Below are 22,838 nucleotides of genomic sequence, written 5' to 3'. Positions count from 1 at the left end.
TTGACCTGTAACCCCTATGCTTCAAACTCTTAGCGGGGACGAACAGCGGGGGAATGGCAATGCGCGCGCGGCATATCGTGTTTGGGCTGGCATTTCTGGCGTCGGTCGCGGCATCCGCGCCGATCCCCGCAGACCCCCTCCCCCGCCAGGCGCGGCAGCTTTTCGCGATGACGCCCGACCAGTTCGCTACCACCGCCGAGGTCAAGGACGACGCGCTCGAGACGATGGCGACGATTTCCACGATGCACGGCTGGCAACAGCATGACGGCCTGCTCGGCATGGTGAACGACGACGGCTTCTTCCGGGCGTTCGTCGACAAGGCGACCGGCGACACCCATTTCCAGGTCTATCATATGGTGCACTACACCCAGCCGCGCCGCGCGAGGTTCGAGATCGTGAATTACGAGACGCCCGCCGGGCCAGTGGCGGTGCCGCTCATCCGGATCGGGCGCTACCGCGGCCCGTGCCGAGCCTATGCCGGGTGCGCGTTTCTCGAAACCGTCGCCTTCCCGGTCGACGAGGCGCTGCTGCGCGCGCTGGCGGCGCGCTATGTGCCGGGCCGGGTCGCGGTGTGGAAATATCGCCTCAAGGCGAAGACCGGGGCGGAGCGGGACGAAGGCTTCGCTGCGGCCGAGATTGCGGGACTGCTGATCGCCGTCGACCGCTACCGCGCCGCGCATGGCCTGACCGACGGGCGAGGCAGCCGATAGTCTATGCCCCTCCCCTTCAGGAGAGGGGCTTTTTTCCGGTTACCGCAGCGCGTTCGCCAGCAGCTTGTGCAACCGCGACTGCAGCGCATCGTTCGCCGCGAGGATTTCGCTGCGCTGCACCATCTGGTCGCTGCCACGGAAATCGCTGACGAAGCCGCCAGCTTCCTTGACCAGCAGCATGCCCGCCGCGACGTCCCACGGCTTGAGGCCGCTTTCCCAATAGCCGTCGTACCGCCCCGCAGCGACCCACGCGAGATCGAGCGCAGCCGAGCCCATCCGGCGGATGCCAGCGACTTCGGGCGCGATCGCACCGAAGATGCGGCTCCACTCGGTGAAATTGCCATGACCGAGGAAGGGAATACCCGTCGCGATCAGCGAGTCGGCGAGGTCGCGGCGGGCCGAGACGCGCAACCGCTGCTCCTGCACCCAGGCGCCACGGCCCTTCTCGGCCCAGAAGGCTTCGTCGGTGATCGGCTGATAGACCATCGCCGAGGTGATCTCGCGCTTGCCGTTGGGCAGCGGCTCCTCGACGCCGATCGAGATCGCGAAATGCGGGATGCCGTGGAGGAAGTTGGTCGTGCCATCGAGCGGATCGACGATGAAGCGCGGCTTGTTGGGGTCGCCGGCGACTTCGCCGCGCTCCTCCATCAGGAAACCCCAATCGGGGCGGGCGCGCGACAGTTCCTCATAGATCGTCTGCTCGGCGCGCTGGTCGGCGATCGACACGAAGTCGGCCGGGCCCTTGCGGCTGACCTGGAGCTGCTGGACTTCGTTGAAATCGCGACGAAGCCGCGGACCGGCCTTGCGGACGGCGCGGTCGATGATCGTCATGAGGCCGGAATGGGAGGGCATTGGCTATACTCGATAGAGACTCTTGCCCTCTCCCGCATGCGGGAGAGGCTACGGAGACTTGGCCCGCCCTCTTCGGGCGGGCCTAGTCGTAGTCGGTGAGGGCCTTCTTCGTCTGGAGCGTCGATGAAGAAGAAGCCCCTCACCCAACCCTCTCCCGCAAGCGGGAGAGGGCTAAGAAGCGAAGGATCAGTCCGCGCGGCGGACGTAGGTCTGCTCGTACACGTCGACGACGATCCGCGTGCCCGCACCGATATGCGGCGGTACCATCACGCGCACGCCATTCTCGAGGATCGCAGGCTTGTACGACGACGAGGCGGTCTGCCCCTTCACCACGGCGTCGGCCTCGACGATCGTCGCCTCGATCGTGTCGGGCAGCTGGACCGAGATCGGACGCTCGTCCCACAACTCCATCACCACATCCATGCCGTCCTGCAGGAAGGCGGCGGCATCGCCGAGGATGCCCGCATCGAGCGTGATCTGCTCGTAATTGATCTTGTCCATGAAGGTCAGCGTGTCGCCCTCGCGGAACAGATACTGGAAGTCGACCGTGTCCATCCGGACCTTCTCGACGCTTTCGGCCGAGCGGAAGCGGACATTGGTCTTGCGGCCGTCGATGAGGTTCTTCATCTCGACCTGCATATAGGCCCCGCCCTTGCCCGGCTGGGTGTGCTGGATCTTGACGGTCTTCCAGATACCGCCTTCATATTCCAGGATATTGCCGGGACGAATTTCGACCGCGTTGATCTTCATGGGGGAGCCTGTAGTTGGAAAGAGCCAAGCGCGCAGCGAACCGCGCGGACGTGCGCCTTAGCCGGGCAAGGGCTTTCCGGCAAGATAGGGGTAGGGATCGACGTCTACCCCTTCGTACCAATGCTGCTCCGGCGTGGTGCGAGTGAGACCGAAATGCAGATGGAAATTGCCCGCCCCGGCGTTGCCGGTATCGCCGACATAGCCCAGCACGTCGCCCGTCCGGATCGCCTGCCCTTCGTGCAGCCCGGGCGCATAGCCACTGAGATGCGCGTAATAATAGCTCCACGTGCGCGCCGGCGACCGGACGTAGACCGTCGTGCCGCCCGCCGCGCTGGTCCACAATTTCTCGACCGTGCCCGGCGCCGCCGCGACGACGGGCGTGTTGGCGAGTGCCGCCAGATCGGTGCCGTGATGCTCGCGCAGCCCATTGTCGCGCGGATCGCCCCACGACTCGCGGACGTCCTGCCGCCGAAGTCCGGCGATCGGGAGCGACAGCAGCGCGCTGCCGCCAGTGGGGCGCGGGACCGGCGCCGCTTCCGGCGCCGGCGCGGGTCGGCTGCCAACGCGACGCGCCGCATCCGGCAACATGACCAGCAGCGCGATCCACGCTGCCGCCATCACCGCCAGCGAGATCAGCACGAAACGCGCGACGCGGCTCAAGCCGTCACTCCTGGAAAACGGCCGGCGTGCCCGGCTTGACCATCATCGACAACCGCGCCGCGTCCCAGTTGGTCAGGCGGATGCAGCCATGGCTTTCGGCGCGACCGATCGTCTCGGGCGACGGGGTACCGTGGATGCCGTAATGCTCCTTGGAGAGATCGAGCCACACCACGCCGACCGGACCGTTCGGCCCCGGCGGCAGCAAGGCGGCCTTGGCGCTGCCCTTCGCGTCCCAGAACAGCTTGGGATTGTAATGGAACGGCGGGTTGTACGACGGGCCGTTGATCTTCCACGTGCCGATCGGCAGCGGATCATGCTCGCTGCCCATCGTCGCCATGAACTGCGCGACGAGCTTGCCGTCCTTGTCGAGCACGCGCAGCACCTGATCCGACTTGTCGACGACGATCTTGGCGCCCGCCGGCTGGGTCGAGTCGATGTTGAGCGAGGCAAGCGTCTGGCGCCACGCCTCGGGCAATTTCGGATTGTAGGCGGTCGCGGCCGCGATCGCGTTGGGCACGACGATCTTCGTGCCGGCCTTGAGCCGCGTCTCGGGGCTGTTCAGCTCCATCAGCACCGCGGGCGTGGTGTGGAACATCTCGCCGAGCTTCTCCATCGCGTTGCGATAGCCGAGCGCCGGCAGCTTGGCCTGCAGCGCGGGGTCCTTCGGCAGCGGATTGACGTACGGGCCAGCGAGCATCTCGGGGGTCAGCGCGATCGTCACCGTCGGGCGCCAGGCGCGGCTGGGATAGAGCGCGCGCAACGTCGCCGGGTCCATTTCCCCGCTTTCCTTCAGGCCGCGCGTCTCTTGGAAGCCCTTGAGCGCTGCGGCGAGCGACTTGCCCTGCCGCCCGTCGAGCACGCCGGGCGAGAAGCCGAGATGATCGAGGATCACCTGAACGTGGAGCGTCGAAGCGTCGAGCGTGGCGGTCTTGGCAGGCTTTGCAGGCGTCGCGGATTTGGTTCCCGGAGCGGCGGCGGCGATCAGACCAATGGAGGCAATCGCCAGACAGGCTGAGCCTGAAACCATTTTACGCATAACATCGACTTCCTACATTCCAACGTATGCAGACAACGATGGACGACACGCTTGTGTCCGGTGAAACGGGCGCCACCGAAATGAAACTGTCGCGCCGCGCGCTGATCGGCGGCGTTTTTGCCGGCGGCGCAGCGCTCGCCTTCCCGCTTCCCGCGGTCGCCGTCGGCACCGAATGGCGCCTCGCGATCCGCAACGTCCACACCGGCGAAAGCGTCGATGCGATGTTCGCGCGCAACGGATCGTTCGTGCCGCAGGGACTGGCCGAGCTCAACCACGGCCTGCGCGACTGGCGCACCGGCCAGGCGACCGCGATGGACCGCCGGCTGCTCGCCCTGCTCGTGCGGCTGCGGGACAAATTGGAATTGAGCGGCCGCACCAAGATCGACCTGATCTCGGGCTACCGATCGCCCGCCACCAACGCCTCGCTCCGCGCCCGGGGCGGTTCGCACACCGGCGTCGCGAGCCAGAGCCAGCACATGCTGGGCAAGGCGACCGACATCAAGGTCGCCGGCGTGCGGCTCGACCGGCTCCACGGCGCCGCGCTCGCGCTCGGCGGCGGCGGTGTCGGTTACTATCCGCGCGACGGCTTCGTGCATGTGGATACCGGGCGCGTCCGGCACTGGTAGATCAGGGATAGTCTTGCCGGGTGTGCAGGACGGCAAGAATGTCGATTGCGGTCTCGCTCACTCGATAGACCAGGATATAGTTTGGGTGCACGACCGCTTCGCGCGTCCCACTCACCCGGCCGGACCGATACATGTAGGGATGGAGCGGCAGCCTCTCCGCGGCCTGCTCGAACAGCGATTGAAGGTGATCCGCGGCGAGCGGGTTGCGCGCGGCGATGAACGCCGCAATCTGGTCCAGCGAGTCGAGCGCTTCAGCGGTCCAGACGACCGGCAGCACGCTTCGACTCGGCTATCGTTCCGCGCACCCGCCGCATCGCTTCGTCATGAGCGATCTTAGGCCGCGTCGAATCCAGCGCTTCCTGCACCTTCGCGCGAAACCAGACGTCGTACGCCTCGGCCTCCTCGGTGGTGGCGAATTCGGACTCGATCGGAGACAGCTTGGCCATACCGCCAACATAACACGAATCGGCGCTATTCTCTAGCCGGCGAGCACCGCTGCGAAGGCCTGAATCGCCGCCGCCTCGTCCCCGCCCCACACCGCATTCGACACCGCGACGAAGTCCGCGCCCGCCGCAACGAGCGGCGGCGTGTTGGCCGGCGTGATTCCGCCTATCGCCACACAGGGGATTTCGAACACCGTCGTCCACCAGCTCAGCAGTACCGGATCGGCGACATGCTCGGTCGTCTTGGTCGTCGTCGGATAGAAAGCGCCGAACGCGACATAATCCGCCCCCGCCTCGCCTGCTTCCATCGCGAGGTGACGGCTGTCGTGACAGGTCACGCCGATCTGCGCCGTTGGCCCGAGCTCGGCGCGCGCCTCGCGCGGATCGCCATCGCCCTGCCCGAGATGCACGCCATCGGCGCCGAGCCGCTTTGCGAGCGCGATGCTGTCGTTGACGATGAAGGCGACGTCGGCATCGGCGCAGATCCGCTGCAGCGGATCGGCAAGCGCGGCCGCGACATGCTGGTCGACATCCTTGACGCGGAACTGGAACGCCGCGACCGGCCCCGCGTCGAGTGCGCGCCTCAACCGATCGGCAAAGCCGCCGGTGACGTCGAGCGGCGAGACGAGATAAAGTTGGCACGGCGGCCGGCGGATATCGCGCGTGAAGCGCGCCGCGAAATTGGGGTCGAGCGGGCCGAGCGGGTCTTCGCCGCGTACGTCTTCAATGTCCATCGCGCGGCGATAGCGCCGCGATCGCGGCATGGAAAGCCACCGGATCATCGAGCTTGTGCGCGACCGCGTTGAGCTGGCGGCCGCGGCGGAGCATGATCGGCGGATCGAGATCGACGACAACGCTCGGCCAGCTCGCCAGCGCGAGGTTGAGGACACCGCGCTCCTTGAGCGCCGCGGCATCCCAGCTGGCACGCAATCCGGCGATGTGCGCGACGGGGATCGTCACGGTCTTCAGCGACCCGGCGCGCATCGTCAGCACGCCATCGACCAGCGTGACCGGCAGACGCCGGAACGATCGGATCAGGCCGATCAGCGCGATCACCAGCGACGCATCGATCACGCCCGCGATCAGCGCCGCCCACCAGCCGAGCCAGGCGACGACGACGAGATGCACCACCAGCATCTCGACGATCGCGATGCCGAGCAGAACGCCTATCATCGGAGCCAAACTCCGATGATAGGCGAATTCCACGGCTTATTCCGCGTTCTGGTAGATCGCGATGATCTTGGCGAGCATCTCGAGCGCCTCTTCGCGCGGACGCTGGAAGGTGTTGCGACCGATGATCGAACCGTTGCCGCCGCCGTCGCGAATGTCGCGCGCGTCCTGATAGACCGCGTCGGCGCCCTTCGCCGCGCCGCCCGAGAAGACCACCACGCGTCGCCCGGCAAAGCTCGCCTGGACGACATGCTTCACGCGGTCCGCCTGGTTCGACCAGTCGGTGCCCTCGTACATCGGCTTGGCCTCCTTCTGCTCGATATGATCGCTCGGCAGCTTGACCTTGATGATGTGCGCACCGAGCAGCGCCGCCATGTGCGCGGCATAGGCGCCGACGTCGAGCGCGAGCTCGCCCGACTTGGGCAGCACGCCGCCGCGCGGATACGACCAGATTACCGTGGCGATGCCGACCGACTTGGCCTCGGCCGACATTTCGCGGATCTGGCCGAGCATCTCGAACAGGTCGTCCGACCCCGGATAGATGGTGAAGCCGATCGCCGCGCAGCCGAGCCGCACCGCGTCCTCGACCGAACCGGTCACCGCCTGGTTGGCGCCCTGCGCCCAGCTGTTCGAGCTGTTGACCTTGAGGATCGTCGGCACCTGACCGGCGAAGGTCTGCGCGCCCGCCTCGATCATGCCGAGCGGTGCAGCGAACGCCGACAGCCCGGCGTCGACCGCGAGCTGCCAGTGATAATGCGGGTCATACGCCGCCGGGTTGACCGAGAAGCTGCGCGCCGGGCCGTGTTCGAAGCCCTGATCGACCGGCAGAATCACCAATTTGCCGGTGCCGCCAAGCTTGCCGTGCATCAGGATGCGCGCAAGATTCGCCTTCGTCGCAGGGCTATCCGATTCATACTTGTCGAGAATGGCTTGGACCACGGGCGTCATTGACAGCTCTCCAGTTGGGACTCTTTCAGCGGCTGATAGTCAGCCCGGCTCTTGACTGCAACGCAGCAATCTCGCGCACGGCGATTGTGCCCTGCGCACTTGCCTTTTGTTCCCCGGCAAGCTTTCGGACCGGGATGAGCGATCCCGATACGCACGACCTGTCCCCCACCGTGACCGCGCTGATGGCGATCGCCTGCGGGGCGATGGTCGCCAACCTCTATTATGCGCAGACGCTGATCGGCATGATCGCGCCCGACATCGGCTTGTCGTCCTCGGCGGCGGGCGGGATCGTCACGCTGACGCAGCTCGGCTACGGGCTCGGCCTCGCCTTCATCGTGCCGCTGTCCGATCTGATCGAGAACAAGCGGCTGATCGTCATCGCCACGGCGGGCGCCGCACTCGGCTGCATCGGCATCGCGCTGGCGGAAGGGCCGCGCACCTTCCTCGTTGCCGCATCGGTCACCGGCATCTGCTCGGTCGGCGCGCAGGTCCTGGTCCCGCTCGCCGCAATTCTCAGCAGCAAGGCGCGCCAGGGTCGGACGATCGGGCTGGTGATGAGCGGCTTGCTCACGGGCATCATGCTGGCACGACCGGTCGCGAGCTTCGTCGCGGGGGCGTTCGGCTGGCGCGCGCTGTTCTTCGGATCGGCCGGGGTCACCGCGCTGGTCGGCATCGCCTTGCTCACAATGCTGCCCGCACGCCGCCCCACGAGCACGTTGCGCTATACCGCCCTGCTCGCCTCGTCGCTCGATCTGCTGCGGCGGCATCCGGCGTTGCGGCTGCGCGCGGCGTATCAGGCGCTGCTGTTCATCGCCTTCAACCTGTTCTGGACCGCGGCACCGCTGGTGCTGACACAGCGCTTCGGGCTGGGCGCCAACGGCATCGCCTTGTTCGCGCTCGCCGGTGCAGGCGGTGCGCTCGCCGCGCCGATCGCCGGCTATTTCGCCGACAAGGGCCGCGCGCGCGCCACCACGCTGGTCGCGCTCGTGCTGCTGACGCTGTCGTTCATCGCCGCCGACCTCGTCGTCGCAGCAGGCGCCTTGATCGCGTTCGCGGTGACGGCGGTGCTGATCGACGCTGCGGTCCAGCTCAACCAGATATCGGGCCAGCGCATCATCTTCGGGCTCGACAGCGCCGCCGGCGGGCGGATCAACGCCGCCTACATGACGATCGTCTTCGTCTTCGGCGCGAGCGGATCGCTGATCGGCAGCGCGAGCTTCGCCGCGGGCGGCTGGTCGCTGTCGAGCCTGATCGGCGCGGCGATCGGCGCGGCCGCGTTGCTGCTCTACCTGCTGTTCGACCGCCGCCCGGCGACGACGCGCGCCACGCCGCGCGACGATTGACGCTCGGTGCGATCCGCGACACTGTTCTGCCGATCTGGGGGGGACTAAGCATGCGGGTTTTCACGAAATTTTCAGCGAGTCTGGCGCTGCTGGTCAGCGCCATCGCGATGTCGGGCGCAAGCGCGGCGCCGAAGGTCGGCGAGGTCGCGCCGCGGTACGAACTGACGCTGATCGACGGCAGCAAGATATCGTCCGAGCAGCTGCGCGGCCAGGTTGTCGTGCTCAACTTCTGGGCGACGTGGTGCGGGCCGTGCAAGGCGGAGCTCCCGCTGCTCGACGCCTATTACGACGCGCAGAAGGGCCACGGCCTCAAGGTCTTCGCGATCGCGACCGAGGATTCGCTCCCGCCGTACCAGCTCAAGAAGCTGTTTGCGGCAATGCACATGCCATCGGCACGAAAGATCAAAGGCCCCTACGCCGCGATGACGGGCGTGCCGACCAACTTCATCATCGATCGCGCCGGCCGGCTGCGCTACGCCAAGGCCAATGCGTTCGATCTCGACGCGCTCAACACGCTGCTCGTCCCGATGCTGCAGGAGCCGACGCCGGCGGGGTAAGCGCGGTTGGGGCGGGTTGCTTCCCCACTCCGCTCCCCTTCCGTTCGCCCTGAGCTTGTCGAAGGGCTGTTCTTCTTCTCGACGATCGAAAGAAAGAACAGTGCTTCGACACGCTCAGCACGAACGGAAAATGGGTCAGCGCGAGGGCAACGGCCTCCTGGCCGCGCACCTTACCGCGAAAGCGCAGCAACCCCCGGCAAGTCCTTGCCTTCCATCCATTCCAGGAACGCACCGCCCGCGGTCGAGACGAAGGTGAAGTCGTCGGCCGCGCCCGCCTGGTTGAGCGCCGCGACGGTATCACCGCCGCCCGCCACCGACACCAGCGATCCGCTCTTGGTCAGTGCCGCGGCAGTCTTCGCCAAGGCAACCGTCGCGGTATCGAACGGCGGCGTCTCGAACGCGCCGAGCGGGCCGTTCCACACCAGCGTGCGGCAGTTCTTGAGCACGTCCGCAAGCGCCTCGGTCGCTGCCGGACCGACATCGAGGATCATCTCGTCGGCGGCAACCTCATGGACGTTGACGGTGCGCACCGGCGGGTTCGCGCGGAATTCCTTCGCCACCACGACGTCATACGGCAGATGGATCGTGCAACTGGCCTGCTCGGCGGCTGCGAAAATCTCTTCGGCAGTACCGGTAAGCTCATGCTCGCACAGGCTTTTGCCCACATTGACGCCACGCGCCGCGAGGAAGGTGTTGGCCATCCCGCCACCGATGATCAGATGATCGACGCGTGCGACGAGATGCTTGAGCACGTCGAGCTTGGTCGACACCTTGGCGCCACCGACGACGGCCGCGACGGGATGCTCGGGGTTGCCGAGCGCCTTGTCGAGCGCGTCGAGTTCGGCCTCCATCGCGCGGCCAGCGAAAGCCGGGAGCAGGTGCGCGAGCCCCTCGGTCGAAGCATGCGCGCGGTGGGCTGCCGAGAAGGCATCGTTGACGTAAAGGTCACCGAGCGCGGCAAGCTTCGCCGCGAACACCGGATCGTTCTTCTCTTCACCCGCATCGAAGCGCGTATTTTCGAGGATCGCAACGTCGCCTGGCTGGAGGTTTGCCATGGCGTCACTCGCGCCGTCATAATCTACGAACTGGACCGGCCGCCCGAGCACGCTTTCATACGGCTTGGTCAGCAGGGCGAGCGACATGTCGGGGTTACGCATCCCCTTGGGGCGACCGAAATGCGCCAGGATCAGCACGATCGCGCCCTTGTCGGACAGCTCGCTCACTGTCGGCAAAGTCGCCCGGAAGCGTGTGTCATCGCTGACTTTTCCGTCGATCATCGGCACGTTGAGGTCTTCGCGGACCAGCACGCGCTTGCCGCGCACGTCGCCCATGTCGTCGAGGGTCTTAAAAGCCCGCGTCACTGAAGAGTCCGTCATGGTTCCACCCTGATAAGATCGCCGACGCGGATGATCCCGCCGGCCAATACACGCGAACAGGCGCCACCGCGCCAGTCGGGCAGCAGCGCCGCCTTCAATCCCGGCGCGAGCGCTTCCATCCGCTCGCACGGATCAGTCTCGCGCGTGATGCTGAGGACGACGTCGTCGCCGATGCGCAGCTTGGTGCCGGAAATCTGTGGCAGATCAAGCCCTTCGACCAGCAGGTTCGAACGCCGTTCGAACCACGGCAGGCTGTGTCCGACCTCGGCCATCGCAGCATCCCAGTCGGCTCGCTCCAGCAGAGTCACTTGCCGCCGCCCTCTGCCGCCCGGCTTGACGACCCCGCGGAAGTCGCCGTGGAGCCCGCCGTCGAGGCTGACCTCGACATGGTCGATCGTCTCCATCGGCCCCTTGGGACGGCCATGTCGCGCGATGCCCGCCAAAACACCCGTCGCCCCGGCGAAGGCAGGGGCCGCTGCGTCATCGAGCGCATCGCATGACAACAAAGCGGCCCCGGCCTGCGCCGGGGCGACGGCGTCTGGCATCAGAGGAACTTCCCCATCGCCCCGGCGGTATCGATCATCCGGTTCGAGAAGCCCCACTCATTGTCGTACCAGCTGACCACGCGGACGAGCTTGCCGTCCATCACCGCGGTCTCGAGGCTGTCGATCGTCGACGACGCCGGCGTGTGGACGATGTCGATCGAGACGAGCGGCTCGTCCGAATAGACCAGCACGCCCTTGAGCGGACCGCTCTCCGACGCTGCCTTGAGGATCGCGTTGACCTCGTCCTTGGTCGTCTCGCGCGACGGCATGAAGGTCAGGTCGATCAGGCTGCCGTCGGGAACGGGAACGCGGATCGCCGAGCCGTCGAGCTTGCCCTTGAGCTCGGGCAGAACCTCGCCGACGGCGCGCGCGGCACCGGTGGTGGTCGGGATCATCGACATCGCCGCCGAGCGCGCGCGGCGCAGGTCGGGGTGGATCTGGTCGAGGATCTTCTGGTCGTTGGTATAGGCATGGACCGTAGTCATCAGCCCGCGCTCGATACCGATCGCATCGTTCAGCACCTTGGCGACGGGCGCGAGGCAGTTGGTCGTGCACGACGCGTTCGAGACGATCGTATGCTCGGCGGTCAGCTTGTCGTGGTTGACGCCGAACACGACGGTCAGGTCGACGCCCTTGCCCGGGGCTGAGATCAGCACCTTCTTGGCGCCGGCATCGAGATGCTTCTGGCAGCTCTCGCGATCGGTGAAGAAGCCGGTGCATTCGAGCACGATGTCGACGCCCAATTCCTTGTGCGGCAGGTTGGCGGGGTCGCGCTCGGCGGTGACGCGGATGCGCTTGCCGTCGACGACGAGGTCGTTGCCGTCGGCCGAGACGTCGCCGGGATATTTGCCGTGGACCGAATCGCGGCTGAACAGCCAAGCGTTCGACTTGGCATCGGCGAGGTCGTTGATCGCGACGAGCTTGAGCCCGCTGTCGGCGCGTTCGAGGATGGCGCGGGCGACGAGCCGACCGATCCGCCCAAATCCGTTGATCGCTACCTTGATCGTCATCGTCCTGGCTCCTTCAAGCGCTAAGGTCGATCGGCGGCGCTCCGCCGACTCTGCGTTGTGCGCGCGTCTTTGCGGGCGGCGGGCGGACACGTCAACCGCCCGGAACGCGCGGCGAGTGACACGCGACTGTCACGAACGCGCCTTGTTCGCGCGTTGCGCCATGCTATCTCAAAGCGGATGGCAGACCCCAACCCCGCACCGATCCTCGACCGTATCGATCACGCGCTCGCGCGGATCGAAGCCGCCGCCGCCGCGCGCACCGCCAACCATGCCGCCTTGGTGCGACGCCATGAAACCTTGCGCACGCGCATGGCCGAGGCGGTCGGCGCGCTCGACGCCGTGATCGCGCGCGAGAGCGACGGCTGATGGCCGACGTCACGCTTTCGATCGGCGATCGCCGCCACGTCGTCGCCTGCCCCGACGGGCAGGAGGACCAGTTGCTCCGGCTCGGCGCGATGCTCGACGCGCATTGGGCGACCGCGGTGCGCGCATCGGGCGGGCTCAGCGGCGAACGCTCGATGATGTTCGTCGCGCTGATGCTCGCCGACTCGCTCGAGGAGGCCAATCGCCGCCCGGCCGAGATCAAGGACGAGGTGTTGCTGGCGACGATCGCCGAGCGGCTCGAATCGCTCGCCTCCTCCCTTGAGCAATAGCCGCCGAGCGCCTATATCGGTCGGTGGCGGGCACTGCCCGGTACGAGCCTTTATTATCCCTGAGGCTATTCATCATCCAAGGGGGTTGTCCCTGCTAGGGTCTTGGCCCGAAGCACATGATCCCCACCTGACGTACCGCGCGTCAGAGGATAACCCGGCACACGGCCACGGCGGTCCCGCCACCGCTTCTATTTGCGCAAGCCCCACCCGTCGCCCCGGCGCAGGCCGGGGCCGGCCCGTTGGGATACGGAACCTGGCACAGCGCACATCGCTGGCCGGCCCCGGCCTGCGCCGGGGCGACGCTCGATGATCGACAAGCGCGCGCTGCGAGCCCGCATCCGCGCAGAGCGCGATGCCTTCTTCGCAGCACAGCCCCCGGCGATCGAACCGCCCGCGCAGCTTCTCGCCCTCCTGCGCCCCGGCCTGACCGTCACCTCCTACGTCCCGCTCGGCAGCGAAGCCGACCCCTCGTCGCTCGCCCGCGCCGCGGTCGAAGCCGGCTGCACCATCGCCCTCCCCCACGTCACGACGCGCGCTGCGCCGATGCGCTTCCTCGCCTGGGCGACCGAGGCCGCGCTTGTCGCCGGCCCATTCGGCCTGCACCAGCCGTCCGCCGACGCCGCCGCGCTCGTGCCCGACATCATCCTTACGCCGCTGCTCGCCTTCGACGCCAAGCTCGATCGCCTGGGTCAGGGCGCCGGCTATTACGATCGTGCCTTCGCGCAATTTCCGCACGCGCACCGCATCGGCATTGCATGGAGCGTGCAACAGGTCGAAACGCTCCCGGTCGACGCGTGGGACATGCCGCTCCACGCCGTCATCACCGAGCACGGATGGATCGAGCGATCATGACACCAAGCTGGCGCAAACCCGTCGGAATGCTCGCGATCCTCGCGCTGATCGCTGTGTGGTGCATCCTCGCCGCGAGCCTGTCGGGCGTCGTCGGGCAGTGGCACCCGTTGCTGCAGGCGCTCTTCTATCTCGTCGCCGGCGTCGCTTGGATCTGGATCCTGCCACTGCGCCGGATGCTCGGCTGGATGGAAACGGGGAAGTGGCGCTGAGGCGCACTCCCCCAAATCCGGTCCCGCACCCGCGGCTCACTCGCTGATCCGCACCGCCTTGCTCGCGCCATCCGCGGCGATCTGCGCCGGCGTGAACGGCAAGCGATGCCAGCGCTTGACCGAGAAAGCGCGCGTCTGGTCGGCATAATGCGGCGATGCCGGATCGGTCGACTGCGAATAGCTCAGCAGCGCGTCCGCCACCGGCCCGGTCGCATCGAAGCCGACCACCTGGACATAGCTCGACCCGTGCTTGGGCACGATCCCGCCCGCCACCGCATCGGATTGCTGGACGTTGAGCACGCCCAACTGCCCCGAGGCGCCGTGGATCGGGATATGCTCGGCCCCGCGCACCGCGAACTGGACGTCGCCCCAGCGCGCGTCGAGCGCAATGCCTTCCTTTCCAAGCTGTTCCTGCGCGGTCTTGAGCGCTGCTATTAGCTTTGCACCCTGCGCACCGCCCGTCGCCAGGTCGCGCGGCGTATGCACCGGGTCGGCGACGTCGAACGGCGTCGACCACAGCCCCGGCATATTCCGGACAGTCTCCCAGAAGGTCGCGAACAGATAGGCGCCGCGGCTGTCGAGCTCGTACCGCCCGTCCCACTTGCCGAGCGCCGCGCACGCCGCCGCCACCGATGCCTCGCCGCGACACAAGGCCAGCAGCGGCGCGAGCGCCAGTTCGGCGGCGAGGCTCTTGTTGGCGAAGATCATCGCCTCGGCATTGGCATGATCGAGCTTGGTCCCCGGCAGGCCGTCGCTGCCGGCAAAGCGCCGGTCGATCTCGACCAGCCCCGATCGCGTCCGCAGCGTCCGCACCGTCCCCGCGCTTCCCAGGATCGGCGAGCGGATCACCGCCGGCACCTTGGCGTTGCTCAGCCAGTAGGAGTCGTTGCTGTTGGCGACATAATCGCGCCGCTCGAGCACCGCCTGGTCGCGCGCCGGCATCAGCCCGGCGACTGCCGTCCCCGGCGCGCGATCCCAGTCGCACGCCGCCCGACTGCCATCGAGCAGCACCAGCCGCCCGGCGAGCACCTTCGACAAGGGCGTCGCGCAGTCCGCGATCTTCGCCGCCGAGACATTGGGCACCGCGGTCACGTCGGCATGCAGCGCATTGCCCGCGCGATCGGCGGCGATCGTGTTGACCCACGGGATGCCGAGCGTGCGCTCGACTGCCGCGCGCACCTCGCCGACGCTGCGCGCCTGCCCCATCGCCAGCCACGTCGCGATGCCGCGCTGGTTCGCATGATTTGCGTCCCGCAGGCTGAACGCCTGCGCCTTGGTCCAGGTGAAGCCGGCGAGCGGATTGTAGACCACCGGCCCATAGCGTGTCGCATACATCGTCCGCACCACCGGCGCGGTGCCGTCGGCCATCGGGATGGTCACCGTCTGGCGCCGCATCGGCTCGCTCTTGCCGTCGACCAGATAGCGCGTCGGGTCGGCCGGATCGAGCTTGAGCTGAAACACCGTGAAATGCTGTGCCGCGGTCACGGTGTGCGTCCAGGCGACATCCTTGTTGAAACCGAGCGTGACGATCGGCCCGCCCGCCAGCGTTACCCCCATGACGTCATATTTGCCCGGCACGGTAAGATGCATCTCGTAGAAGCGGCTCGGGCCGTTCCACGGAAAGTGCGGGTTGCCGACCACCAGCCCGCGCCGGTCGCTCGTCGCGTCGCCCCCGAACGCCCAGCCATTGCTGCCGAAACCGATGTCGCGCGGGCGCAGCGGATCCTCGCCCGGCAGCACCTGCGCCTGTGCGGCGCCCGGGGGTGCGGCGTGGACGACGAACGGCGCGAGCGCGAGCGAGCTCGCCAGCAGCATCTGCTTCTCGGTCAACCGCAGCATGTCGTCGGTCGTGATCGGCCGCACCCAGCCCTTGCCGCGACACGCCTCGGGAACCCCCGCCGGCCCGAGATCGCGCAGCAGCTTGTTATAGCCCGCGACATAGCCGCGCGTCAGCGCCTGCACCGGCGCGCTGACGCTCGCATAGCTGCCGCGCAGCGCCGGCACGTCGATCATCGACCGGAAGAACAGGTCCGACGACAGATTGTCGATCCTGTCGAAGCCGAGCACCGCGCCCTCCTTCGGCCCGAACCAGCGCGAACGCTCGCCCGCGACGGTCGCGAATTCCTCGGCGAGCAGGCACAGATTGTCTTGGCCGTAAGCATAAGCGACGCCATAGCCGAGCCCACCCCAATCGGCCGCACGGATGTGCGGGATGCCGTAGGTCGTCCGCGTGATCGTCGCCGCAAAGTGCGGTGCCTTCGCCCCCGCCCCGCTCGCAGCACCCAACAGCAAAAGCGCCGCGCCCCCCGCCAGATAGCGTCCAAGTCTCCGCATCATCGCTCTCCCCTGTTTTGCCACACTGTGCATGGCCCAACCGTCGTCGGCAAGCACACCAGCCGCTACCTAAATCCTCCCCCGGGAACCGGGGGAGGGGGACCGTGAGCATAGCGAACGGTGGAGGGGGGCCGCGCGCGCAACGCCCGCCAGGACTCCCCTGCCCCCCGCAGCGAAGCCCCCCCAGATTTGCGCTCCCCCGCCAAGCGCGTAGGAGGGCGGCAATGAACAGCGTCCTCAACATCTCCCACTCGATCCTTGGCCAACCATGGCGCTGGCGCATGCTCGAAACCGATGCGCGCGACCCCGGCTTCGCGCCCGACGACCTCGTCACGCAATTGCTGCTCGCGCGCGGCTGCCCGCGCGACGCGATCGAGGCGCACAAGACGCCGAGCATCCGCGGCTTCATGCCCGACCCGTCGATCTTCCGCGACATGGACCGCGCCGCCGACCGCCTCGCCGATGCGGTGCAATCGGGCGAGCAGCTCGCCATCTTCGGCGATTACGACGTCGACGGCGCGACCTCGGCCGCGCTGATGATCCTGCTGCTGCGCGATCTCGGGCTCGAAGCGCGCCCCTACATCCCCGACCGGATGCTAGAAGGCTATGGCCCGACGGGCGCGGCGCTGGTGCGCCTCAAGGACGAAGGCGCCAGCCTGATCGTCACCGTCGATTGCGGCGCGCAGGCGTTCGACGCGCTCGCCGCCGCGCGCGACGCCGGTGTCGACGTCGTGGTGGTCGATCATCACAAATGCGCCGCCGCGCTCCCGCATGCGCACGCCTTGGTAAATCCCAACCGGCTCGACGAGACCGACGGCGCCGAGCACGGCCATCTCGCCGCGGTCGGCGTCGCCTTCCTGCTCGGCGCGGCGCTGATCCGCACGCTGCGAGGCCGCGGCTATTTCGCCGAGCGCCCTGAGCCGAAGCTGCTCGACCTGCTCGATCTCGTCGCGCTCGGCACCGTCGCCGACGTCGCCGCGCTGCGCGGGCTCAACCGCGCGTTCGTGGCCCAAGGGCTCAAGGTGATGGCACAGCGCCGCAACATCGGGCTCAACGCGCTGATCACCGCCTCGCGCCTGACGCGCGCACCGACCAGCACCGATCTCGGCTTCGCGCTCGGCCCGCGGATCAACGCCGGCGGCCGCGTCGGCAAGTCCGACCTCGGCGTCCGCCTGCTCACCACACGCGATCCCGCCGAGGCCGAACGAATCGCAGTCGAGCTCGATCGCCTGAACGAGGAGCGCCGCGCGATCGAGGGCATCGTCCAGGAAGCGGCCGAACTGATCGCGCTCAACCAGAGCAACCGCGCGGTGCTCGTCGTCGCCGGGCATGGCTGGCACCCCGGCGTGATCGGCATCGTCGCCGGGCGATTGAAGGAAAAATACGGCCGCCCCGCGCTCGTCATCGCGCTCGACGACGCCGGTGTCGGCAAGGGATCGGGCCGCTCGATCTCGGGCGTCGATCTCGGCGCGGCCGTGCTGGCGGCGAAGGAAAACGGCCTGCTCGTCGCAGGCGGCGGCCACGCGATGGCTGCGGGCCTGACGATCGCCGAGGACCAGGTCGACGCGTTCGCGGCGTTCCTGAGCGAGCGACTTGAGGCAGCGGTGACGCGCGCGATGGGCGACCGTGCGCTGCTGCTCGATGCGGTGCTGACCGCGGGCGGTGTCACCCCTGCCCTCGTCGCCGCGATGGAGGCCGGCGGCCCCTACGGAATGGGCTGGCCACAGCCGCGCGTCGTCGCCGGGCCGGTGCGGATCATCAAGGCCGACGTGGTCGGCAACGGCCACGTCCGCGCGATCGTCGCGGGCGATGGCGGCGGGTCGCTCAAGGCGGTCGCCTTCCGCGCCGCCGACACCGCGCTCGGCCAGGCGCTGCTCGGCGCCGCGCCGCACCGCCGGCTCTGGCTCGCCGGCCGCGCGAAAATCGACGATTGGGGCGCGCGACCGGCGGCCGAATTGCACCTCGACGACGCCGCCTGGGCCGATTGAGACGATTTCCTGCAACACATGGCTTGACCCGCGCGACCACTTTCCCTAACCGCCTCCAACCAACCGGCCACGCCGGCATGGCCCCTTCGTCTAGCGGTTAGGACGCGGCCCTTTCACGGCTGAAGCACGGGTTCGATTCCCGTAGGGGTCACCACCTTCAAATCACTGGATTTTTACAGTCTTTTGTGGTGAGTTCGGTAATCGTCCAGTTCCGGTTTTACCAAACCACGCGGTTGCGAATACGCTCACAGCCGCGAACGATAGCGATCTCGAGGCTTGAGACCCCGTCTCGCCGAGCGTTGTGCCATACCCTCGCGGGATCAGCCGAACCGCGTGTCCCATCGCCTGCAACGCGCGCGCCCATCGATGCGCGCCGCCGCGCGCTTCGAGCGCAACCCGCACACTCCAGGCGATATCCAGGCCGATTGCGATACCCTGCGTCACGGACGCTTCTGTTTGCCACCACGGTTTGGCCGTTCATGAGCGGACGGATCGGAAATGTCCGTCCGCTCACGAATGCGGTCCGCGGCTCACGTCGCGCGGCTGGGCCTAGAACGTCACGCCGACTCCGCCGGTGACCGTTTCTCCGGAATCGTTGCCGATATATGCACCGGCGCGATTGTCGGTGTGCCAGCGGATGACGTTGAACTGGAGCCGGATCACGCTGTCCAGATACCAGTTGGTGCCCGCCGTTGCCGCCCAGCCCTTGCCGCCCGTCGCCAGACTGGCATAGTCGATATTCTCGTAGCGGGCGGTAAGCTCGATCGCGCCGGGGCCGCCGTTGAAGACCGGCCGTAGCACCTTGGGCTGCGCAAAGGTTCCGAGCCGCGGATTGTACGGCGGCAATTCGCCCGTCAGGAAAAACCCGGTCGACAGGCTCCACGCCTTGCTCACGAAATCAGGACGATCCGCGTTGAGCCGGGCGTGGCGCTGGCCGGCTTCGGCCATGACCCACAGCGGCCCGACATAACCACCGACTTCGGCGCCGTAGCCGGTCGTCCCCGTACCACCGACGAGCGTGCCGCTGGAGACCCGCAGGGTGCCATTGAAACGGCCGCCGATGACCGTGTTGCGCGTGAGCGAACCGGGGCCGGCGGCGAGCTTTTCGTCGAAGCCCCAGAGGCCGAGATGCAGGATCGCGCGATCGGTCTTGATCGGGTTCCAGTGGGCGCGGGCCAGCACGGTGCGGCTATCGCCGACCAACTGGCTTGCATCGACCGAATCGCCGCTGACCGTGACCGAGGCGTGTCCGGTGCTCCAGAACAGCCGCGGCATGATGCCCATGCCGTAGAAGCCGCGCTGCGGGATGATCGCCGTTGCAACGACGTTGCGCTCGAGGAAAGGCGGCGCGTCCGATCCACCCGATCCCTCGAAGCTGCGATCGTTGAACATGTTGCCGGCGCGAACGTCGTACGACATCTTGCCGATATCGTCGCGCCACCCGACGAACATGGTGCCGACATCGGACAGGTTGTCGGCGAAGTCATTTTCAAACTGGTAGAAGAAGTGCGGACCGACCGCCCCTTCGATCCCGATCCGCAGAGCACGCGCGCCCGTCGTCGTGATGTTGCGCGCATCATAGCGGGATCCGAAGGTCGAATTGGCGTGGTTGATGATACGGCCGCGCATCTTGAACAGGAAGGTGCCGTCCGCAGACCGGAAGATCGGCAGCCCGCCGCGCCATTCCGTCTTGACGCCGGCACTGTTCAGGGCCGCGGCGCGGGCCTGATCGACCGTCTGGTCCGCGAGGCCGGGCGGAAGGATTTGCGGTGCGAACGATTCTACCGCGCTGTCGTCGTTGGCGGTCTGCAGACGGGTTGCGACGGGGACCTGCCGCATCGGTGCGGCGGTTGGCGCATGCGCTGCAGTCGTGGGCGCGCCACCCTCGATCTTGTCGAGGCGGTTACGCAGCGCGGCGATTTCGTTGGCCTGCGCGCGGACCAGCGCAGCCAGTTCGGCCTGATCGGGTGAAACACTTTGCGCAAGAGCAGGAGTCGCGAAGATGAGCGCTGCAATTGCAACGCCGGCATGAAATGGAGTTTTCAAGGAATATGCCCTATATTGCGCTAAATATTTTGGTAATATCGAGCGGTGATGCCGACGCGGATTTCGGTGATGATTTCAGTGAACGTCTGGAATAATATTGAAATTATAGGCCGGCGGCCGCTGAACCGATGAGAAGCGCGATTATTTTTTCCTGATTTTTAAGAACATCGGGTGCCGCGTGCGTGGACGTCCCTTCTGGTCCCGCAAAGCGTTTGAGCCGCAGTGCGGCAAGCGGGACCAAGGCGCCGAAGGTAGCGCGAACGTGTCGTACCGGGGCGACGCAGCGGAAGGCCTTCAGCGTGGAGAAGAAGCGCGCGATCAGCGTACGCTCGCGGTCGCGCCGCTTGCCGAGGCAACCGCCGTCCGCATCACTTCGACATCGTCGGTACCACCTCCCGAAAAAGGGCTTCTCGCGCCGCGCGACGGTCCAACCCAGCCGCAGCAGAAGTTCCCGCCTCGACGCCGCTTGACACGCCTGGACCAAGTTGGATTGATGATGCATGCGGATACAGGCCGTGTGTACAGACAGATGGGCAGAGCCGATCAGAGACCCTCGGAATTCCGTGCATTTTTGTTGAAACGACGCCTCCCGCAGGGGTCACCACCATTCGCCTCGCTGGCGCAATCGCGTGGCGCCTGCGGGTTTGACGCACATTGGAACCGTCATGGCCCGCATCCTTGTCATCGAAGACGATCCAGCCACCGCGGACCAGATCGTCGCGGCGCTCCACGCGCACGGCCATGTCACGACGCACGTCGCGGACGGTGACCTGGGGTTGGAGCGCGCGACGCGCGAGCCGTTCGACGCCGCGACGCTCGATCGCATGCTACCGGGCCGTGATGGCCTGTCGGTCGTGGCGGCGTTGCGCGCCCGGCGCATCGTGCTTCCCGTGTTGATGATCAGCGCGCTGGGCGATGTCGACGAGCGCATCGCGGGCTTGCGCGCGGGTGGCGACGATTATCTCGTCAAGCCGTTCGCGCCCGAGGAGATGGCGATGCGGATCGAGGTGCTGCTGCGCCGCCGCGAGGATTCGGCCAACGCCGCGACGCTCCAGGCGGGCGATCTCGTGATCGATCTCATCCGCCGCGAGGTGACGGTCGCCGGGCAACCGGTGCGCCTGCTCCACATGGAGTTCCGCCTGCTCGAGTTCCTCGTGCGCCATGCGGGCGACACGCTGAGCCGCCGGATCATCTTCGAGCAGGTCTGGGGCTATTATTTCGACCCCGGCGCCAACCTCATCAACGTCCATATCGCGCGGCTGCGCAAGAAGCTCGACCGGCCCGACCGGCCGTCGGCGATCGTCACCGTCAAGGGCGAAGGCTATCGCTTCGATGCCGATTGAACGGCTGCATTTCGGGCAGATCCGCCGGACCAGCACCTTCCGGCTGACTTCGCTGCTCGGGCTGGTGTTCGCGCTCGGCGTCGTCGCCTTGCTCGCGTTGATCTACGGGCTGTCGGCGCGCGAACTGACGCGGCGGACCGATCACATCCTGCGGATCGAAGCGACCAGGCTGCGCGCGAGCTCGCCCGATACGCTGCCCGACCGGATCACCAGCGCGCTGGCGCACAGCACCAGCGGCCTCAACTATTACGCGCTGCAATCGCGCAGTGGCGAGCCGATCGCGGGCAATCTCGCGATCGTTCGCGACTTCCGCTTCGACCATCCCGTCAACATCGCCGCCAGGCCGGGTGCACACGGGCCGCTGCGCGTGCTGGCGATCGCGGTGCCGACCGGCGAGACCGTCCTGATCGGGCGCGACATCGCGCCGATCGTCGATCTGCGCCGCCGCATCCTCGAAATCCTGATCGGCAGCGGCGTGGCGATCGTCGTGCTGGTACTCGGCGCCGGCGTACTGCTCAGCCGCGCGCCGCTGCGCCGCGTGCGCGACCTCGAGGCCGCCAGCCGGGCGATCGCGGCGGGACGCTTCGACCTGCGGATGCCGGTCACCGCGCGCGGCGACGAGCTCGATCTGTTCGCGGGCACGGTCAACACGATGATCGAGGAGGTCGAGCGCGTGGTGGCGCAGGTCAAGGGCGTGACCGATGCCGTCGCGCACGATCTGCGCACGCCGCTGGCGCACGTCCGCGGGCAGCTCGAGCGCGCGATCGCGCTGCCCGATGCCGATCCCCGCTCGGTCGCGATCAGCCGCGCCGCGCTGGGTGATCTCGACCTCGTGCTCGAGCGCTTCGGCGCCTTGCTGCGGATCTCGCAGCTCGAGGCGAGCGGCCGCCATGCCGGCTTTGCGACCGTGCCGCTCGCGCCGTTCCTGGAGAGCCTGTGCGAGCTGTACGAGCCGCTCGCCGAGGATGCCGGCCTCACCCTGCGGCTCGGGCCAATCCCCGCCGCGACGATCCGCTGCGACCCGCAATTGCTGTTCGAGGCGATCAGCAACCTGCTCGACAATGCGATCAAGTTCAGCCCCGCGGGTGGCGCGGTGGTGCTCGGGGCGACGCGCGACGGCGAAGGGCTCACCCTCACCGTCCGCGACACCGGTCGCGGCCTCGCCCCGCACGAGCGCGAGGCGGCGTTGCGGCGCTTCTATCGCGGGGTCGACGCGGCGGGAATCCCCGGCAGCGGGCTGGGGCTGAGCATCGTCGCGGCGATCGTCCACCTCCACGGCTTCAGCCTCGAGCTCGGCGATGCCGCCCCCGGCCTGATCGTGCGCATCCACGCGCCGGCCGAGCCCCCGAGGTGAAATTCATTTAATTAGCGCTGCACCGCAACCCGC

26 protein-coding genes and 1 tRNA gene are annotated in these 22,838 nt (G+C 67.4%); 12 read left to right on the top strand and 15 right to left on the bottom strand.

What is annotated here, in order from left to right; genetic code table 11:
* The first annotated feature begins 59 nt into the window (after nt 1-59).
* Nucleotides 60-710, top strand: coding sequence for a hypothetical protein (locus tag U1872_RS00925; protein ID WP_332791004.1), 651 nt, complete (start codon nt 60-62; stop codon nt 708-710).
* Nucleotides 711-749: 39 nt separating this feature from the next.
* Here U1872_RS00925 and U1872_RS00920 read toward each other — a convergent pair whose 3' ends face one another.
* From U1872_RS00920 to U1872_RS00905, 4 genes are all read right to left on the bottom strand, one after another.
* Entirely contained in the window at nt 750-1,562 is an 813-nt protein-coding gene (locus U1872_RS00920) for an inositol monophosphatase family protein (protein WP_332791003.1), read from the bottom strand.
* A gap of 186 nt (nt 1,563-1,748) precedes the next feature.
* Nucleotides 1,749-2,312: an elongation factor P gene (efp, locus tag U1872_RS00915; protein WP_010187254.1), complete on the bottom strand. Its 564-nt coding sequence runs from the start codon at nt 2,310-2,312 to the stop codon at nt 1,749-1,751.
* Between the two features lie 57 nt (nt 2,313-2,369).
* On the bottom strand, nt 2,370-2,972 hold the full coding sequence (locus U1872_RS00910) for a M23 family metallopeptidase (RefSeq protein WP_332791002.1): 603 nt from the start codon (nt 2,970-2,972) through the stop codon (nt 2,370-2,372).
* 4 nt (nt 2,973-2,976) lie between these two features.
* Nucleotides 2,977-4,008: a L,D-transpeptidase family protein gene (locus tag U1872_RS00905; protein WP_332791001.1), complete on the bottom strand. Its 1,032-nt coding sequence runs from the start codon at nt 4,006-4,008 to the stop codon at nt 2,977-2,979.
* Nucleotides 4,009-4,088: 80 nt separating this feature from the next.
* Here U1872_RS00905 and U1872_RS00900 point away from each other — a divergent pair, with 80 nt between their 5' ends.
* Nucleotides 4,089-4,634, top strand: coding sequence for a peptidoglycan L,D-endopeptidase MepK (locus U1872_RS00900; RefSeq protein WP_332791797.1), 546 nt, complete (start codon nt 4,089-4,091; stop codon nt 4,632-4,634).
* A gap of 1 nt (nt 4,635) precedes the next feature.
* Here U1872_RS00900 and U1872_RS00895 read toward each other — a convergent pair whose 3' ends face one another.
* From U1872_RS00895 to U1872_RS00875, 5 genes are read right to left on the bottom strand one after another with little or no spacing between them, the layout of a single operon-like run.
* On the bottom strand, nt 4,636-4,911 hold the full coding sequence (locus U1872_RS00895) for a type II toxin-antitoxin system RelE/ParE family toxin (RefSeq protein ID WP_332791000.1): 276 nt from the start codon (nt 4,909-4,911) through the stop codon (nt 4,636-4,638).
* Nucleotides 4,886-5,080, bottom strand: a complete 195-nt coding sequence (gene relB, locus U1872_RS00890; RefSeq protein WP_332790999.1) for a type II toxin-antitoxin system RelB family antitoxin — start codon at nt 5,078-5,080, stop codon at nt 4,886-4,888. The genes U1872_RS00895 and relB overlap by 26 nt, the downstream gene beginning before the upstream one ends.
* Before the next feature lie 32 nt (nt 5,081-5,112).
* Nucleotides 5,113-5,841, bottom strand: coding sequence for a thiamine phosphate synthase (thiE, locus tag U1872_RS00885; protein ID WP_443025295.1), 729 nt, complete (start codon nt 5,839-5,841; stop codon nt 5,113-5,115).
* Entirely contained in the window at nt 5,801-6,250 is a 450-nt protein-coding gene (locus tag U1872_RS00880; RefSeq protein WP_332790998.1) for a hypothetical protein, read from the bottom strand. Before U1872_RS00880 ends, thiE begins: the two co-directional genes overlap by 41 nt.
* Nucleotides 6,251-6,286: 36 nt before the next feature.
* Entirely contained in the window at nt 6,287-7,195 is a 909-nt protein-coding gene (locus tag U1872_RS00875; RefSeq protein ID WP_332790997.1) for a class I fructose-bisphosphate aldolase, read from the bottom strand.
* A gap of 134 nt (nt 7,196-7,329) precedes the next feature.
* Between U1872_RS00875 and U1872_RS00870 the strand changes: the two genes are divergently transcribed.
* Both U1872_RS00870 and U1872_RS00865 read left to right on the top strand, forming a co-directional pair.
* Complete coding sequence (locus U1872_RS00870) at nt 7,330-8,538, top strand: MFS transporter (protein WP_332790996.1); 1,209 nt, start codon at nt 7,330-7,332, stop codon at nt 8,536-8,538.
* Nucleotides 8,539-8,588: 50 nt separating this feature from the next.
* Nucleotides 8,589-9,095 (top strand): TlpA family protein disulfide reductase, encoded by a 507-nt coding sequence (locus tag U1872_RS00865; RefSeq protein ID WP_332790995.1) that lies wholly within the window; start codon nt 8,589-8,591, stop codon nt 9,093-9,095.
* 170 nt (nt 9,096-9,265) lie between these two features.
* Here U1872_RS00865 and U1872_RS00860 read toward each other — a convergent pair whose 3' ends face one another.
* From U1872_RS00860 to gap, 3 genes are all read right to left on the bottom strand, one after another.
* Complete coding sequence (locus U1872_RS00860) at nt 9,266-10,456, bottom strand: phosphoglycerate kinase (RefSeq protein ID WP_332790994.1); 1,191 nt, start codon at nt 10,454-10,456, stop codon at nt 9,266-9,268.
* 11 nt (nt 10,457-10,467) lie between these two features.
* Complete coding sequence (locus U1872_RS00855) at nt 10,468-10,875, bottom strand: MOSC domain-containing protein (protein ID WP_332791795.1); 408 nt, start codon at nt 10,873-10,875, stop codon at nt 10,468-10,470.
* A 140-nt stretch (nt 10,876-11,015) separates the two neighbouring features.
* Nucleotides 11,016-12,026: a type I glyceraldehyde-3-phosphate dehydrogenase gene (gap, locus tag U1872_RS00850; protein WP_332790993.1), complete on the bottom strand. Its 1,011-nt coding sequence runs from the start codon at nt 12,024-12,026 to the stop codon at nt 11,016-11,018.
* A gap of 177 nt (nt 12,027-12,203) precedes the next feature.
* On the opposite strand from gap, the gene U1872_RS00845 reads away from it, so the two are divergent.
* The 4 genes from U1872_RS00845 (at nt 12,204) to U1872_RS00830 (ending at nt 13,740) form a co-directional block, all read left to right on the top strand.
* Nucleotides 12,204-12,392 (top strand): hypothetical protein, encoded by a 189-nt coding sequence (locus U1872_RS00845; protein ID WP_332790992.1) that lies wholly within the window; start codon nt 12,204-12,206, stop codon nt 12,390-12,392.
* Entirely contained in the window at nt 12,392-12,679 is a 288-nt protein-coding gene (locus tag U1872_RS00840) for a cell division protein ZapA (protein ID WP_332790991.1), read from the top strand. The genes U1872_RS00845 and U1872_RS00840 overlap by 1 nt, the downstream gene beginning before the upstream one ends.
* Nucleotides 12,680-12,985: 306 nt before the next feature.
* Nucleotides 12,986-13,531 (top strand): 5-formyltetrahydrofolate cyclo-ligase, encoded by a 546-nt coding sequence (locus tag U1872_RS00835; protein WP_332790990.1) that lies wholly within the window; start codon nt 12,986-12,988, stop codon nt 13,529-13,531.
* Nucleotides 13,528-13,740 carry a DUF2842 domain-containing protein gene (locus U1872_RS00830; protein WP_332790989.1) on the top strand — a complete coding sequence of 71 codons (213 nt, stop codon included), beginning with the start codon at nt 13,528-13,530 and terminating at the stop codon, nt 13,738-13,740. Before U1872_RS00835 ends, U1872_RS00830 begins: the two co-directional genes overlap by 4 nt.
* Before the next feature lie 36 nt (nt 13,741-13,776).
* Here U1872_RS00830 and U1872_RS00825 read toward each other — a convergent pair whose 3' ends face one another.
* The gene (locus tag U1872_RS00825; RefSeq protein WP_332790988.1) at nt 13,777-16,077 is read right to left on the bottom strand and encodes a penicillin acylase family protein; all 2,301 of its coding nucleotides are present in this window, start codon (nt 16,075-16,077) and stop codon (nt 13,777-13,779) included.
* 221 nt (nt 16,078-16,298) lie between these two features.
* Here U1872_RS00825 and recJ point away from each other — a divergent pair, with 221 nt between their 5' ends.
* Nucleotides 16,299-18,062 (top strand): single-stranded-DNA-specific exonuclease RecJ, encoded by a 1,764-nt coding sequence (gene recJ / locus U1872_RS00820; RefSeq protein ID WP_332790987.1) that lies wholly within the window; start codon nt 16,299-16,301, stop codon nt 18,060-18,062.
* Between the two features lie 79 nt (nt 18,063-18,141).
* Nucleotides 18,142-18,216, top strand: a tRNA-Glu gene (locus U1872_RS00815).
* A gap of 395 nt (nt 18,217-18,611) precedes the next feature.
* Here the strand turns inward: U1872_RS00815 and U1872_RS00810 are convergent.
* Both U1872_RS00810 and U1872_RS00805 read right to left on the bottom strand, forming a co-directional pair.
* The gene (locus U1872_RS00810) at nt 18,612-20,108 is read right to left on the bottom strand and encodes an OprO/OprP family phosphate-selective porin (protein WP_332790986.1); all 1,497 of its coding nucleotides are present in this window, start codon (nt 20,106-20,108) and stop codon (nt 18,612-18,614) included.
* A gap of 103 nt (nt 20,109-20,211) precedes the next feature.
* Nucleotides 20,212-20,610 carry a hypothetical protein gene (locus U1872_RS00805; protein WP_332790985.1) on the bottom strand — a complete coding sequence of 133 codons (399 nt, stop codon included), beginning with the start codon at nt 20,608-20,610 and terminating at the stop codon, nt 20,212-20,214.
* Nucleotides 20,611-20,773: 163 nt separating this feature from the next.
* Between U1872_RS00805 and U1872_RS00800 the strand changes: the two genes are divergently transcribed.
* Nucleotides 20,774-21,451, top strand: a complete 678-nt coding sequence (locus tag U1872_RS00800) for a response regulator transcription factor (protein ID WP_332790984.1) — start codon at nt 20,774-20,776, stop codon at nt 21,449-21,451.
* Nucleotides 21,441-22,805, top strand: a complete 1,365-nt coding sequence (locus U1872_RS00795; protein ID WP_332790983.1) for a sensor histidine kinase — start codon at nt 21,441-21,443, stop codon at nt 22,803-22,805. The genes U1872_RS00800 and U1872_RS00795 overlap by 11 nt, the downstream gene beginning before the upstream one ends.
* Nucleotides 22,806-22,838: the final 33 nt, after the last annotated feature.

The organism is Parasphingomonas frigoris (genome assembly GCF_036663815.1).
Lineage (GTDB): Bacteria > Pseudomonadota > Alphaproteobacteria > Sphingomonadales > Sphingomonadaceae > Sphingomonas.
The sequence above is the reverse complement of the archived record's forward strand: the minus strand, read 5'-3'. Positions and strand labels throughout refer to the sequence as shown.

Coding starts and splice junctions, on each gene's coding strand:
- U1872_RS00925 (WP_332791004.1), top strand. CDS start 60: ATGCGCGCGCGGCATATCGTGTTTGGGCTGGCATTTCTGGCGTCGGTC.
- U1872_RS00920 (WP_332791003.1), bottom strand. CDS start 1,562: ATGCCCTCCCATTCCGGCCTCATGACGATCATCGACCGCGCCGTCCGC.
- efp (WP_010187254.1), bottom strand. CDS start 2,312: ATGAAGATCAACGCGGTCGAAATTCGTCCCGGCAATATCCTGGAATAT.
- U1872_RS00905 (WP_332791001.1), bottom strand. CDS start 4,008: ATGCGTAAAATGGTTTCAGGCTCAGCCTGTCTGGCGATTGCCTCCATT.
- U1872_RS00900 (WP_332791797.1), top strand. CDS start 4,089: ATGAAACTGTCGCGCCGCGCGCTGATCGGCGGCGTTTTTGCCGGCGGC.
- relB (WP_332790999.1), bottom strand. CDS start 5,080: ATGGCCAAGCTGTCTCCGATCGAGTCCGAATTCGCCACCACCGAGGAG.
- thiE (WP_443025295.1), bottom strand. CDS start 5,841: ATGCCGCGATCGCGGCGCTATCGCCGCGCGATGGACATTGAAGACGTA.
- U1872_RS00880 (WP_332790998.1), bottom strand. CDS start 6,250: ATGATAGGCGTTCTGCTCGGCATCGCGATCGTCGAGATGCTGGTGGTG.
- U1872_RS00875 (WP_332790997.1), bottom strand. CDS start 7,195: ATGACGCCCGTGGTCCAAGCCATTCTCGACAAGTATGAATCGGATAGC.
- U1872_RS00870 (WP_332790996.1), top strand. CDS start 7,330: ATGAGCGATCCCGATACGCACGACCTGTCCCCCACCGTGACCGCGCTG.
- U1872_RS00865 (WP_332790995.1), top strand. CDS start 8,589: ATGCGGGTTTTCACGAAATTTTCAGCGAGTCTGGCGCTGCTGGTCAGC.
- U1872_RS00855 (WP_332791795.1), bottom strand. CDS start 10,875: ATGGAGACGATCGACCATGTCGAGGTCAGCCTCGACGGCGGGCTCCAC.
- gap (WP_332790993.1), bottom strand. CDS start 12,026: ATGACGATCAAGGTAGCGATCAACGGATTTGGGCGGATCGGTCGGCTC.
- U1872_RS00845 (WP_332790992.1), top strand. CDS start 12,204: ATGGCAGACCCCAACCCCGCACCGATCCTCGACCGTATCGATCACGCG.
- U1872_RS00840 (WP_332790991.1), top strand. CDS start 12,392: ATGGCCGACGTCACGCTTTCGATCGGCGATCGCCGCCACGTCGTCGCC.
- U1872_RS00835 (WP_332790990.1), top strand. CDS start 12,986: ATGATCGACAAGCGCGCGCTGCGAGCCCGCATCCGCGCAGAGCGCGAT.
- U1872_RS00830 (WP_332790989.1), top strand. CDS start 13,528: ATGACACCAAGCTGGCGCAAACCCGTCGGAATGCTCGCGATCCTCGCG.
- U1872_RS00825 (WP_332790988.1), bottom strand. CDS start 16,077: ATGATGCGGAGACTTGGACGCTATCTGGCGGGGGGCGCGGCGCTTTTG.
- recJ (WP_332790987.1), top strand. CDS start 16,299: ATGAACAGCGTCCTCAACATCTCCCACTCGATCCTTGGCCAACCATGG.
- U1872_RS00805 (WP_332790985.1), bottom strand. CDS start 20,610: ATGCATCATCAATCCAACTTGGTCCAGGCGTGTCAAGCGGCGTCGAGG.
- U1872_RS00800 (WP_332790984.1), top strand. CDS start 20,774: ATGGCCCGCATCCTTGTCATCGAAGACGATCCAGCCACCGCGGACCAG.
- U1872_RS00795 (WP_332790983.1), top strand. CDS start 21,441: ATGCCGATTGAACGGCTGCATTTCGGGCAGATCCGCCGGACCAGCACC.